The organism is Sphingosinithalassobacter sp. LHW66-3, from assembly GCF_050703275.1.
In the GTDB taxonomy this organism is placed as follows: Bacteria; Pseudomonadota; Alphaproteobacteria; order Sphingomonadales; family Sphingomonadaceae; genus Sphingomonas.
This window is the reverse complement of the sequence record NZ_CP193482.1, coordinates 376,042-388,228: the sequence shown is the minus strand read 5'-3', so window position 1 is coordinate 388,228 and position 12,187 is coordinate 376,042. Positions and strand designations below refer to the sequence as shown.

12 protein-coding genes are annotated in these 12,187 nt (G+C 66.7%); 10 read left to right on the top strand and 2 right to left on the bottom strand.

Going from position 1 to position 12,187, the window contains the following annotated elements; all coding sequences use genetic code 11:
* The first annotated feature begins 66 nt into the window (after window positions 1-66).
* The 10 genes from ACQ450_RS01815 to ACQ450_RS01770 all read left to right on the top strand — a co-directional run bounded on the left by ACQ450_RS01815 (window position 67) and on the right by ACQ450_RS01770 (window position 8,610).
* Window positions 67-1,218 carry an isovaleryl-CoA dehydrogenase gene (locus tag ACQ450_RS01815; protein WP_431470271.1) on the top strand — a complete coding sequence of 384 codons (1,152 nt, stop codon included), beginning with the start codon at window positions 67-69 and terminating at the stop codon, window positions 1,216-1,218.
* On the top strand, window positions 1,215-2,837 hold the full coding sequence (locus tag ACQ450_RS01810) for a carboxyl transferase domain-containing protein (RefSeq protein ID WP_431470270.1): 1,623 nt from the start codon (window positions 1,215-1,217) through the stop codon (window positions 2,835-2,837). Before ACQ450_RS01815 ends, ACQ450_RS01810 begins: the two co-directional genes overlap by 4 nt.
* Window positions 2,834-3,319 (top strand): endonuclease domain-containing protein, encoded by a 486-nt coding sequence (locus ACQ450_RS01805; RefSeq protein WP_316715486.1) that lies wholly within the window; start codon window positions 2,834-2,836, stop codon window positions 3,317-3,319. Before ACQ450_RS01810 ends, ACQ450_RS01805 begins: the two co-directional genes overlap by 4 nt.
* 3 nt (window positions 3,320-3,322) lie before the next feature.
* Window positions 3,323-3,793 carry a nuclear transport factor 2 family protein gene (locus ACQ450_RS01800; RefSeq protein WP_431470269.1) on the top strand — a complete coding sequence of 157 codons (471 nt, stop codon included), beginning with the start codon at window positions 3,323-3,325 and terminating at the stop codon, window positions 3,791-3,793.
* Window positions 3,790-4,098, top strand: coding sequence for a DUF3088 family protein (locus tag ACQ450_RS01795; RefSeq protein WP_431470268.1), 309 nt, complete (start codon window positions 3,790-3,792; stop codon window positions 4,096-4,098). The genes ACQ450_RS01800 and ACQ450_RS01795 overlap by 4 nt, the downstream gene beginning before the upstream one ends.
* Window positions 4,095-5,993 (top strand): acetyl/propionyl/methylcrotonyl-CoA carboxylase subunit alpha, encoded by a 1,899-nt coding sequence (locus tag ACQ450_RS01790; protein ID WP_431470267.1) that lies wholly within the window; start codon window positions 4,095-4,097, stop codon window positions 5,991-5,993. The genes ACQ450_RS01795 and ACQ450_RS01790 overlap by 4 nt, the downstream gene beginning before the upstream one ends.
* 178 nt (window positions 5,994-6,171) lie before the next feature.
* Window positions 6,172-7,338 carry an alpha-hydroxy-acid oxidizing protein gene (locus tag ACQ450_RS01785; RefSeq protein WP_431470266.1) on the top strand — a complete coding sequence of 389 codons (1,167 nt, stop codon included), beginning with the start codon at window positions 6,172-6,174 and terminating at the stop codon, window positions 7,336-7,338.
* Window positions 7,335-7,805 carry an N-acetyltransferase family protein gene (locus ACQ450_RS01780; RefSeq protein WP_431470265.1) on the top strand — a complete coding sequence of 157 codons (471 nt, stop codon included), beginning with the start codon at window positions 7,335-7,337 and terminating at the stop codon, window positions 7,803-7,805. The genes ACQ450_RS01785 and ACQ450_RS01780 overlap by 4 nt, the downstream gene beginning before the upstream one ends.
* Entirely contained in the window at window positions 7,805-8,260 is a 456-nt protein-coding gene (locus ACQ450_RS01775; RefSeq protein ID WP_431470264.1) for a MaoC family dehydratase, read from the top strand. The genes ACQ450_RS01780 and ACQ450_RS01775 overlap by 1 nt, the downstream gene beginning before the upstream one ends.
* Before the next feature lie 47 nt (window positions 8,261-8,307).
* Entirely contained in the window at window positions 8,308-8,610 is a 303-nt protein-coding gene (locus tag ACQ450_RS01770; protein WP_431470263.1) for a hypothetical protein, read from the top strand.
* A 15-nt stretch (window positions 8,611-8,625) separates the two neighbouring features.
* On the opposite strand, the gene ACQ450_RS01765 is transcribed toward ACQ450_RS01770, so the two are convergent.
* Complete coding sequence (locus tag ACQ450_RS01765; RefSeq protein ID WP_431470262.1) at window positions 8,626-10,590, bottom strand: protein-L-isoaspartate(D-aspartate) O-methyltransferase; 1,965 nt, start codon at window positions 10,588-10,590, stop codon at window positions 8,626-8,628.
* Window positions 10,591-10,620: 30 nt separating this feature from the next.
* Window positions 10,621-12,132, bottom strand: coding sequence for a flavin-containing monooxygenase (locus ACQ450_RS01760; protein WP_431470261.1), 1,512 nt, complete (start codon window positions 12,130-12,132; stop codon window positions 10,621-10,623).
* Between the last annotated feature and the right edge of the window lie 55 nt (window positions 12,133-12,187).

The window sequence follows — 12,187 nt, the reverse complement described above, 5'->3', positions numbered from 1 at the left end:
ACAAGCGCGGCGGGAGCGGTTAGAGAGACTCAAAGAAGGGCAGAATCACTGCCACAAGGAGAGACGATGCAACCGACCCTCGACTTCGGCCTCGGCGACACCGCCGACATGATCCGCGAGAGCACCCGCCGCTTCGCCGAGGACCAGATCGCTCCGCTCGCCGCACGGATCGATGCCGAGGACTGGTTCCCGCGCGAGCTCTGGCCGGCGATGGGCGAACTCGGCCTGCACGGCATCACCGTCGAGGAACAATGGGGCGGTCTTGGCCTCGGCTATCTCGAACATGTCGTCGCCGTCGAGGAAGTCAGCCGCGCCTCCGCGTCGATCGGCCTGAGCTACGGCGCGCATTCGAACCTCTGCGTCAATCAGATCCGCCGCTGGGCGGGCGACGAGCAGAAGGCGAAATATCTGCCCAAGCTCATTTCCGGCGAGCATGTCGGCAGCCTCGCCATGTCGGAGACGAACGCGGGTTCCGACGTCGTCGGCATGAAGCTGCGCGCGGAAAAGACCGACTCGGGTTATTTGCTCAACGGCACGAAGTTCTGGATCACCAACGCGGCCTATGCCGATACGCTGGTGGTCTATGCCAAGACCGGCGAGGGATCGCGGGGCATCACCACCTTCCTGATCGAAAAGGACATGCCTGGCTTTTCGATCGGCCAGAAGATCGACAAGATGGGCATGCGCGGCTCGCCCACCGCCGAGCTCGTCTTCAACGACTGCGAAGTGCCCGAGGCGAACGTCATGGGCCCGGTGAACGGCGGCGTCGGCGTGCTGATGAGCGGGCTCGATTATGAGCGCACCGTGCTTGCCGGCATCCAGCTCGGCATCATGCAGGCATGCCTCGACGTGGTTCTCCCCTATGTTCGCGAGCGCAGCCAGTTCGGAAAGCCGATCGGCAGCTTTCAGCTGATCCAGGCCAAGATCGCCGACATGTATGTCGCGCTCAATTCGGCGCGCGCCTATGTCTATCAGGTCGCGAAAAATTGCGACGCCGGCCGCACCACGCGCTTCGATGCGGCGGGCGCGATCCTGCTCGCCAGCGAAAGCGCGGTGAAGGTCAGCCTCGAGGCGATCCAGGCGCTGGGCGGCGCCGGCTATACCAAGGACTGGCCGGTCGAGCGCTTCGCCCGCGACGCCAAGCTGCTCGACATCGGCGCCGGCACCAACGAAATCCGCCGCATGCTGATCGGCCGCGAGCTCGTAGGCGCCGCATGAGCGCGCCCGCTCTCACTTCCCAGCTGTCGCGGGACAGCGATGGCTTCCGTGCGAATGCCGCGCACAATCAGGCACTGGCGCAGAAGCTTCGCGCGGACGTCGCTCAGGCCGCTCTCGGCGGATCGGAGCGTGCTAGGGAGCGCCATATCGCGCGCGGCAAGCTGCTTCCGCGCGATCGCGTCGAGCGGCTGCTCGATCCCGGCTCGCCGTTCCTCGAGATCGGCCAGCTCGCCGCGAACGGCATGTACGACGACGAGGTGCCCGGCGCCGGAATGATCGCCGGCATCGGCCGCGTCTCGGGGCGCCAGTGCATGATCGTGTGCAACGACGCCACGGTGAAGGGCGGCACCTATTATCCGATGACGGTGAAGAAGCACCTTCGCGCGCAGGAGATCGCGCAGGAAAACCGGCTGCCGTGCATCTACCTCGTCGATTCGGGCGGCGCGAACCTGCCGCACCAGTCCGAAGTCTTCCCCGATCGCGATCATTTCGGCCGCATCTTCTTCAATCAGGCGAACATGTCGGCGCTGGGCATCCCCCAGATCGCCTGCGTGATGGGCAGCTGCACCGCGGGCGGCGCCTATGTTCCGGCCATGTCCGACGAAAGCGTGATCGTGCGCGAACAGGGCACGATCTTCCTCGCCGGCCCGCCGCTGGTGAAGGCCGCCACGGGCGAGGAGATCAGCGCCGAGGACCTCGGCGGCGGCGACCTGCACGCGCGCACCTCCGGCGTGGTCGATCACTTGGCTGAAAACGACGAACATGCGCTGACGATCGTCCGCGACATCGTCAGCCATCTGGGCGATCCCCGTGCTCCGGCGCAGGCCGGAGCGTTGGCGACCGACGCGAACCGCGAACCCCGCGCGCCCAGATACCCCGCCGAAGACCTCTACGGCATCGTCCCCAAGGACGTGCGCGCGCCCTACGACGTCCACGAAGTCATCGCCCGCCTTGTCGACGGCAGCGAATTCCATGAGTTCAAGGCGCTCTACGGCTCCAGCCTTGTCTGCGGCTTCGCGCACATCTGGGGCATGCCGGTCGCGATCCTCGCCAACAACGGCGTCCTGTTCTCCGAAAGCGCGGTCAAGGGCGCGCATTTCATCGAACTCGCCTGCCAGCGCCGCATTCCGCTGTTGTTCCTCCAGAACATCTCGGGCTTCATGGTCGGCGGCAAGTACGAGGCCGAAGGCATTGCCAAACATGGCGCAAAGCTCGTCACCGCGGTCGCCACCGCAAGCGTGCCCAAGGTGACGATCCTGATCGGCGGCAGCTTCGGCGCGGGCAACTACGGCATGGCGGGCCGCGCCTACAGCCCGCGCTTCCTGTTCAGCTGGCCCAACAGCCGGATCAGCGTGATGGGCGGCGAGCAGGCCGCGAGCGTCCTCGCCACCGTCCACCGCGATGCGGATTCGTGGAGCGACGAGCAAGCCGAGGCCTTCAAGGCGCCGATCCGCCAGAAATACGAAGACGAAGGCAACCCCTGGCACGCGACCGCCCGCCTCTGGGACGACGGCATCATCGACCCCGCCCAGACCCGCGACGTCCTCGGCCTCGCCTTCGCCGCCTGCCTGAATGCCCCCATCCCTGAGACGCCCCGCTTCGGCGTCTTCCGGATGTGAGGGGGGAAGCCGTCGAAGATCCTCCCCGGCACGGGGAGGGGGACCGCGCGAAGCGTGGTGGAGGGGGGCTGCCGCGCGCGATCCGTCCTGAAACCGCGCTCGCCCGCAGACAGCGACGCGCCCTCGCCCTTCCTGAGGTGCTTCTCTGGGAGCATCTTCGCGCTGCACGCACCGGCGCGAAGTTCCGCCGCCAACACCCGATCGGCCCGTACGTCACTGACTTCTGCTGCGTGGCGCACCGGCTGATCGTCGAAGTCGATGGTGAAGCACATAACCGCGGAACACGGACCCGATCTGACGCAATCCGCGACTCCTTCCTTTGCGAAAACGGCTATCGCATCCTTCGCTATCCCGCCGCCGAAGTGCTGCGCGACCCTGCTGCCGTGGCAGCATCGATCGCAGCCTTGCTGGCTCGCCCCCTCCACCAGCCTGCGGCTGGTCCCCCTCCCCGTCCCGGGGAGGATCTCGCCCAAGGAGCCTGACCGATGATGCGCCATCTCCTCCTCGTCCCCGCCCTCCTCTTCACCTCGCCGGCGCTCGCGCAGCATGCGTCGGAGGAGGATTCCGCCGCCGTGCTCGCCACGGTGGATGCGTTGTTCGAAACGCTCGGCACGCGCGATCCCGAAGCGATGCTTGCCGTCACGGTGCCCGAGGGCCGCGCCACCGGTCAGATGAACGCGCGCGACGGCACGAGCCGGATGCGCGGCATGAGCTGGAGCCGCTTCGCCGAACAGCTTCCCGGCTTCCCGGAAGGGGCCGGCGAACGCCTCCTCGATCCGCACGTCCATGTCGACGGCGACATCGCGATGATCTGGTCCGACTATGTCTTCACGCAGAACGAGCGCGTCGTGCATTGCGGCACCAATCACATCGATCTGATTCGCACCGACGGCACGTGGAAGGTGAACAATCTCACCTGGACGCAGCGCACTCAGGGTTGCCCGGCCGCAGAATGACTCGCGATCGCCTCTTCCTCCTGCCCGTCGAGGCGAGCGATCCTGCGCTCCCCGGCCGCAGCTTCTACTGCAAGGATTGCATGACCGTGGAAGGGCTGCTCGCCACTTTCCCCGACCGTGCGGCCCGACTGGAGGTAATCCGCGTCGACTGGCCACGCCCGCGTGCCGAAGTCGTCGCGGCGCTCGGCGAGGAGAACCAGAACCTCCCCGCGCTCGCCTTCGCCGAGGGCGGCTTCGTCAACGAAATCGAACCCCTGCTGGCGGCGCTTCACACCCGCCACGGCTTTCCGGAACGGCACCCATGATCCAATCCCTGCTCATCGCCAATCGCGGCGAGATCGCCTGCCGCATCATCCGCACCGCGCGCGCGATGGGAATTCGCACCGTGGCCGTTTATTCCGACGCCGATGCTCAGGCGCTGCATGTCCGCCAGGCCGATGAAGCGGTCCACATCGGCCCCAGCCCCGCGCGCGAAAGCTATCTCGTCGGCGAGAAGATCATCGCCGCCGCTAAGCAGACCGGCGCCGAGGCGATCCATCCCGGCTACGGCTTCCTCTCCGAAAACGCCGATTTCGCCCAGGCCGTCGCCGACGCCGGGCTGATCTGGGTCGGCGCGACGCCTTCGAGCATCCGCGCGATGGGGCTGAAGGACGCTGCAAAGAAGCTGATGCAGGACGCGGGCGTGCCGACCACCCCCGGCTATCTCGGCCAGAACCAGGACCCCGAGCATCTGAAGGCCGAGGCCGACAAGATCGGCTATCCGGTTCTCATCAAGGCGGTTGCGGGCGGCGGCGGCAAGGGAATGCGCCGCGTCGATGCGAGCGCCGATTTCCTCGACGCGCTCGCCAGCTGCAAGCGCGAGGCCGCGTCCAGCTTCGGCGACGATCGCGTGCTGATCGAGAAGTACATCCTCTCGCCCCGCCACATCGAAGTGCAGGTGTTCGGCGACACCCACGGCAATGTCGTCCATTTGTTCGAACGCGATTGCTCGCTCCAGCGCCGCCACCAGAAAGTGATCGAGGAAGCCCCCGCGCCGGGGATGGACCCCGACACCCGCGAAGCGATCTGCGCCGCCGCCGTCCGCGCCGCCAAGGCAGTCGACTATGTCGGCGCGGGCACGATCGAATTCATCGCCGACGCCAGCGAAGGCCTGCGCGCCGACCGCATCTGGTTCATGGAAATGAACACCCGGCTCCAGGTCGAGCATCCGGTGACCGAGGAGATCACCGGCGTCGACTTGGTCGAATGGCAGCTCCGCGTGGCGAGCGGGGAGAAGCTGCCGAAGCGGCAGGACGAGCTGGCGATAAATGGCTGGGCGGCTGAGGCGCGGCTCTATGCGGAGGATCCGGCCACAGGCTTTCTGCCGAGCATTGGCCGATTGGAATCGCTCGATTTTTATGGGGATAGCGCGCGCATTGAGACCGGCGTATCCCAGGGCAGCGAGGTTTCCCCTTTCTACGATCCGATGATCGCGAAAATCATCGTGCATGCGTTTCAACGGGACGAAGCGCTGCTGCGGCTAGCGGAGCATTTGGAAACTGTGCACATCTGGCCGATCAAAACGAATAAGGGCTTCCTCGTGCGGTTGCTCCGCGATCCCGAGGTCATGGAAGCCGCTCTCGACACCGGCTTGATCGAACGGAAATTCGACGCTCTTACCAGAATGCCGGTTCTGTCCGATCGAACGCTCAGTGACGCGTCTGCCTGGCTGTTTCGGCAATCAACCAATTTCGGTCGCATGGCGACTAGCCTGACCGGGTTCCGGATCAACGCACCACGTCGTTCAAAGCAGGTCTTGCTCGTGAATGGGAAGCCAGCCGAGTTCGACTACGATCCAACGCCGTCGGGCAGCCGCTTCGAGCATGGATTTCTCGAGAGCCTAGAGGCGGGCTCGCAGTTCGTTCAAGTCGAAGGCGACATTTTCGAGATTTGCTGGCCGCGTGCGGACGGCGGCGCCGGCGGAGCCGCCTCCGACGGCGCAATCCTCGCGCCGATGCCGGGCAAGGTGATCGCGCTCGACGTCGCGCAGGGCGACAGCGTGACTGCGGGACAGAAGCTGCTCACGCTCGAAGCGATGAAGATGGAACACAGCCTGACCGCACCGTTCGACGGGACGGTGACCGAAGTGACCGTCGAAGCCAGCGGCCAGGTCACCGAAGGCACGCTGCTGGTGCGGGTGGAACGCGGCGAGGACGCCTAGACTCCTCTCCCCTCGGGGGAGAGGATATGAAGCGTTGGTGCCGCGCAAGCGGCGCCCAGGCGTAGTTGGTGAGGGGGAAGCCCGAGGCACACCCTCACCAACGCCGGCTAGGCGGCAAAGCCGCCAAGCCTCTGTATCCTCTCCCCCAACTTGGAGAGGAAGGGAGAGGAGACTCGCAATGCCCTATGGCGACTATCAGAACGCGATTTATTTCGCCGGCCTGTCGGGCGTCGTCCCGAAACTCCCGGTTGACTACGCCAGCCTGAAGGCGCGCGCCGAGGCCGCGATGCCTCGCTCGGTGCTCGATTATGTTCAGGGCGGCTGCGGCGACGAACATACGCAGGACGTCAATGCCGACGCGTTCCGCCACTGGGGCATGGTGCCGCGCATGCTGGTCGACTGCACCAGCCGCGACCTCTCGGTCGACATGTTCGGGCTCACCCTCCCCTCGCCCATCTTCATGGCGCCGATCGGCGTCACCGGCATCTGCACGCAGGACGGCCACGGCGATCTCGCCGCCGCGCGTGCCTCGGCCGAAACCGGCGTGCCGCTGTGCGCCTCCACCCTCGCCAACGACTCGCTCGAGGACGTGGCGAAGGCATGCGGCGACACCCCCGCCTTCTTTCAGCTCTATACGCCCAAGCACCCCGGCCTCGCCGAAAGCCTCGTCGCCCGCGCCGAAGCCGCCGGCTACAAGGCGCTGGTCGTCACGCTTGACACCTGGGTCACCGGCTGGCGCCCGCGCGACCTCAACACCGCGAACTTCCCGCAACTGCGCGGCGCGGTGCTCGAGAACTATTTCAGCGACCCCGTCTTCCGCGAACTGCTCGGCAAGGACCCGCGCGACGACATTCGCGCCGCAGTGATGCTGTGGGCGGGCCTGTTCGGCAAGGTGCTCAGCTGGGACGACCTCGAATGGCTGCGCGGCCTCACGAAGCTGCCGATCGTCCTCAAGGGCATCTGCCACCCCGACGACGCCCGCCGCGCCGCCGATGCCGGGATCGACGCGATCTATTGCTCGAACCACGGCGGACGTCAGGCGAACGGCGGCATCGCCGCGATCGACATGCTGCCGGGCGTGGTCGAAGGCGCGGGCAGCGTGCCGGTACTGTTCGACAGCGGCATCCGCTCGGGCACCGACGTGGTGAAGGCGCTCGCACTCGGCGCCACCGCGGTCGGGATCGGCCGGCCCTACAGCTACGGCCTGGCGCTGGGCGGCGCCGACGGTGCGGCGCATGTGCTCAAGTCGATTCTCGCCGAGGCGGACCTGCTGATGGCGGTGAACGGCATGCCAGATCTCGCGGCGGTTCGCGCCGCAGGTGCGGTGCGGACCGATCGCGCGTGAGCGACCTCGCCTTCCGCCGCGCCGAGCGCGCCGATCTGCCCGCGATCGTCGCCCTGCTCGCCGAGGACACGATCCCGGTCGACCGCGAGGACGCCTCGCTCCCGCTCGATCCGCGCTACGAAGCCGCCTTCGACGAGATCGAAGGCGATCCGAACCAGCTGCTCGCCGTTGCCACGCTGGGCGGCCGGATCGTCGGCACGCTCCAGATCAGCGTCATCGCGGGCCTGTCGTTCCGCGGGCTGAAGCGCGGCAACATCGAATCGGTGCGCATCGCCAGCGATCTGCGCGGCGGCGGCCATGGCACGGCGCTGATGGAATGGGCCGTCGAACAATGCCGCCAGCGCGGTTGTCTCCTGGTCCAGCTCACCTCGACCAACAGCCGTCACGCCGCGCATCGTTTCTACCTGCGCCACGGGTGGAAGCAGACGCACCTCGGCTTCAAGCTCGACCTTACGGAGACCCACTGATGCCCGGACGCTTCTACGACGAATGGCAGGTCGGCGACCTGATCGCCCATGATTTGCGCCGCACGGTGACCGAGACCGACAATCTCCTGTTCACCACCATGACCCACAACAGCCAGCCGCTACATCTCGACGCCGAGGCGGCGAAGGCGAGCGAATTCGGCCGCATCCTTGTCAACGGCACCTTCACCTTCAGCCTGATGGTCGGGATCACCGTCGGCGACACCACTGCCGGAACGCTGGTCGCCAATCTGGGCTATGACAAGCTCGTGATGCCCAAGCCGGTCTTCATCGGCGATACGCTGCGCGCCGAGAGCGAAGTGGTGGAAATGCGTCCTTCCAACTCGCGCCCCGGCCAGGGCATCGTCACCTGGAAGCACCGCATGCTCAATCAGCGCGACGAGGTCGTCTGCGAATGCCTGCGGTCGGCGCTGCTGCGATCGCGCCCGGCCGACTGAAGCTCTTTGCGCCGCGATGCGTTGGCAGGGGTGAAGGAGATCGACCCATGCCCACGAGCCGACCCAACAACGCTCCCGAGAATCTCGGCAGCGACGCGCGCGATCGCGACAGTGCCTCCGCAGTCATGAACGAGGAAACGCGCGACCAGCCCGGCGGCGGCGGCTTGGGCGGCCAGTCGGCGGCCGAAGGTGCGCCCGATGCGACTCGGACGAACCAGGCCGCTACGCCGTCGAATCCCGACAGCCCGGCGGTTGCCGGAGATTCCGGGTCGCTCAAGGCACAGGAAGAGGCGCAGCATCTGACTAGCGGAGACGCGGCCGAACCCAAGCCGATCCCGCGCTCGGACTAGGGGAGGAGGCGCAGCCTATAGGCCGAACGGCCAGGTCTCGTCGCCCGCGCCGGACGGCTGCTCGGGCCCGGCGAGCGGAGCCACGGCGCGGGTCTCGTCGAACCACACCCAGCCGTCGAACTGTTCGGGCAGCACCGCTTCCGAATAATGGCTCCAGCGCTCGGTTTCGGGGTGGTAGATCACGCCGATGAACCGCTCGAGCCGGGCCGCGCACAGCGCCTCGCGCACCGGCCGCTCGGGCCGCAGGTCGAGCAGCGCGGGCGAAACCGCCGCATCGTGGAACAGCCGCTCGTAGCTGTCCTCGCGCGAGGGATTCACGCGCTTCACTTCCATCGGCCCGTCCCAGTCGGTCGCCGCCGCCACGGTGCCGCCATGCGTCCCGAAGCCGATCAGGCACGCCTCGTCGCCCCATTTCTCGCGCGCCAACTGGCCCAGGTTCAGCTCGTCGCGTAGCCTGCCCATGTCGGTGTGGCGCGCGTCGCCGATATGCGAGTTGTGCGCCCACACCACGGCCCTGGCACCCTCGCCGCCCGCGCGCAGCGCCAGCTCCAGCGTGTCGAACATATGCTCGTCGCGCAGATTCCAGCTCTCGGCCGCGCCATAATACATCACGCGATAATAGGCTTCGGCATTGGCGATCAGCCGGGCGTTCTGCGTCGCGTCGAGGAACGCCTCGCCGTCTCTGGCGGCATAGTCGAGCTGCTTTTCGACCAGGTCTTTCAGCATGTTCACCACCGCCGCCTCGCAACGGGCATAGCCTTCGGTGACTGCCATCCGCCCATAGCGCGCAGGATCGTCGCGCCACGGAGTCAGGCATCCGTAGCGCTCGCGCGCGACTGCGGCTGCCTCGGGATCGACGCTGTCGAGATAGTCGATCACTGCGCGGATCGAGCCGTTGAGATTATAGAGATCGAGCCCGTGGAAGCGCACCTGATCTTCGGCTGCACGCGTCGCATTGTGCTCGCGCAGCCAGCCGACGAAATCGTCGAACTCGCGATTGCGCCACATCCAGGTGGGAAAGCGCTGAAACGGCGGCTCCGCGCCGGGGTTGGACCGCTGCCGGACATGCGCGTCGATCGCCGCCGCGTCGGGCCAGTCGGCCTCGACCGCGACGATGGTGAATCCATGTTCCTCGATCAGCCGCTTCGTGATCGCCGCCCGCGCGCGATAGAATTCGCTCGTCCCGTGGCTCGCCTCGCCCAGCAGCACCACGCGGGCGTCGGCGAAGCGATCGAACGCGGCGCCGAAACCCGGATCGTCGATGTCCGACAGCGGCTCGGCGGCGTCGCGGATCAGCGCGACGGGCGACTGCTTCTTCTCCTCGCCGCCGCTCCAGCCATGCGCGCCGATCAGCGGCACGAAGCGGACGTCACCGAGGTTCTCGGTGTCGACCTCATTGTCGGATCGCCGCGTAACGCGGACCAGCGTCTGCACGCCCGCACTGCCCAGCGGCATCACCAGCCGGCCGCCGATCGCGAGCTGCGCCTTCAGCGGCTCGGGCACCTGCGGCCCGCCGGCAGCGATCAATACGGCGTCGAACGGCGCTTCCTCGGGCCAGCCCTTCGTGCCGTCCCCGGCGCGAACCTCGGCATTGTCATAGCCGAGGACCTTCAGGCGCTGCCGCGCCAGCTCGGCCAGCTCGGCATGCCGCTCGATCGCGAAGACGTGGTCCGCGATCCGGCTGAGCACTGCGGCGGCATATCCCGAACCGGCACCGACTTCGAGAACACGCTGCCCGGGGGCCACACGTGCCTCCTCGATCATGTGCGCGACGATATAGGGCTGCGAGATCGTCTGCTCCGCCTCGATCGGCAGCGGTCCGTCCTCATAGGCGAACCGGGCGAACTCCTCGGAGACGAAGCGTTCGCGGGGCACCTCGCGCAACGCTGCGAGGAGGCGTTCGTCGCGGATACCGCGCGCGGCGATCTGACGATCGACCATCGTCGCGCGCGCCTGCTCGAAATCAGGCGTGCTGCGCATGCCGGAACAACGGCCCGGCAGCCCGAGGGTTCAAACCGTTTCCGCGGCGCGCTCGCCGGGCTCGCGCACGGGCTTTTCGGTACGCCGGCCCGGCGCGGGATTGCTGAACTCCATTTCCGCGTCGATCGACCCGAAGCGCAGCGCCAGCAGGTCGCGGCTATAATTCTGGTGCACCTGCCATGGCTGCCGATTGCCCTGCTTGGGGAATTTCGGCAGCCCGCGCTGGACATAGCCCGAGCTGAAATCGAGCAGCGGCTGCTCTTCCACCGGCGCCTTCAGCCGGGGCGTCACCTGCCGCAGCCCGCGCTTCTTCATCGCGTTGAGCAGCCGACAGACATAGCCGCAGGTCAGATCCACCTTCAGCGTCCAGGATGCGTTGGTATAGCCGAAGGAGGAGGCGAGGTTCGGAATGTCCGAATACATCATCCCCTTGTAGTTCAGGGACTTCGATGGATCGACCGGCGTTCCGTCGATGCTGAGTGGAATGTCGCTCATCAGCTGCATCTCCAGCCCGGTCGCGGTCACCACCAGATCGGCCTTGAGCACCTCGCCCGAACTCAGCCGGATCCCCTCCTTCACGAACCGGTCGATCGTGCCGGTCACCACCGAGGCCGTTCCGCTGCGGATCGCGTCGAACATGTCGGCGTCGGGCACGAGGCACAGCCGCTGGTCCCAGGGATTGTAGCGCGGCGTGAAATGCGTGCCCGTGTCGTAGTCGGGGCCCAGATGCTCCTGCACCATCTGGATCAGCCGCTCCTTCGCCTTTTCCGGATGCCTGCGCATCGCGCGGTAGAAATATTGCTGAAGCAGCACATTCTTCCACCGCGTGATCGCATAAGCGGTCTTGTCGGGCAGCCAGCGGCGCAGCCAGTTCGCGACTGCATCTTTCGACGGGCGCGAGACGACATAGGTGGGCGAGCGCTGGAGCATCGTCACATGCGCCGCATCGCGCGCCAGTTCGGGCACCAGCGTCACTGCCGTCGCGCCGCTGCCGATCACGATCACGCGCTTGCCCGAATAGTCGACGTCCTCGCCCCAGAATTGCGGATGGACGATGCGCCCGGCGAAGTCCTGCACGCCTTCCCAATCAGGCGTGTAGCCGCGATCATAGTTGTAATAGCCGGTGCACATGAAGAGGAAGCGGCAGCAGAAGCGCACTTCCTCGCGCTCCGGCCCCTTCTCGGCGACCACCTTCCACACCGCTTCGTCGGTCGACCAATCGGCGCGTACCACGCGGTGCTGCGTGCGGATGTGCCGGTCGATCGCGAATTCGCGCGCCGTATCCTCGATATAGTCGAGGATGGCAGGACCGTCGGCGATCGACTTCGCCGCGGTCCAGGGCCGGAACGAATAGCCCAGCGTGTGCATGTCGGAATCGGAGCGGACGCCGGGATAGCGAAACAGATCCCAGGTGCCGCCGATCCGGTCGCGCCCCTCCAGCACCACATAGCTGCGGTCGGGGCATTTGTCCTGCAGGTGATAGCCGGCGCCCACGCCGGATATTCCTGCGCCCACGACCACGACATCGAAATATTCGCTCATGCACGCTCTCCGCGACCGACTATTCCAGTTTGGGTCGCAGATCGCAACGGATCGA

Bases quoted from the DNA above. Each gene is read 5' to 3' on its own strand.
- ACQ450_RS01815 (WP_431470271.1), top strand. From the start codon at position 67: ATGCAACCGACCCTCGACTTCGGCCTCGGCGACACCGCCGACATGATC.
- ACQ450_RS01810 (WP_431470270.1), top strand. From the start codon at position 1,215: ATGAGCGCGCCCGCTCTCACTTCCCAGCTGTCGCGGGACAGCGATGGC.
- ACQ450_RS01800 (WP_431470269.1), top strand. From the start codon at position 3,323: ATGATGCGCCATCTCCTCCTCGTCCCCGCCCTCCTCTTCACCTCGCCG.
- ACQ450_RS01795 (WP_431470268.1), top strand. From the start codon at position 3,790: ATGACTCGCGATCGCCTCTTCCTCCTGCCCGTCGAGGCGAGCGATCCT.
- ACQ450_RS01790 (WP_431470267.1), top strand. From the start codon at position 4,095: ATGATCCAATCCCTGCTCATCGCCAATCGCGGCGAGATCGCCTGCCGC.
- ACQ450_RS01785 (WP_431470266.1), top strand. From the start codon at position 6,172: ATGCCCTATGGCGACTATCAGAACGCGATTTATTTCGCCGGCCTGTCG.
- ACQ450_RS01775 (WP_431470264.1), top strand. From the start codon at position 7,805: ATGCCCGGACGCTTCTACGACGAATGGCAGGTCGGCGACCTGATCGCC.
- ACQ450_RS01770 (WP_431470263.1), top strand. From the start codon at position 8,308: ATGCCCACGAGCCGACCCAACAACGCTCCCGAGAATCTCGGCAGCGAC.
- ACQ450_RS01765 (WP_431470262.1), bottom strand. From the start codon at position 10,590: ATGCGCAGCACGCCTGATTTCGAGCAGGCGCGCGCGACGATGGTCGAT.
- ACQ450_RS01760 (WP_431470261.1), bottom strand. From the start codon at position 12,132: ATGAGCGAATATTTCGATGTCGTGGTCGTGGGCGCAGGAATATCCGGC.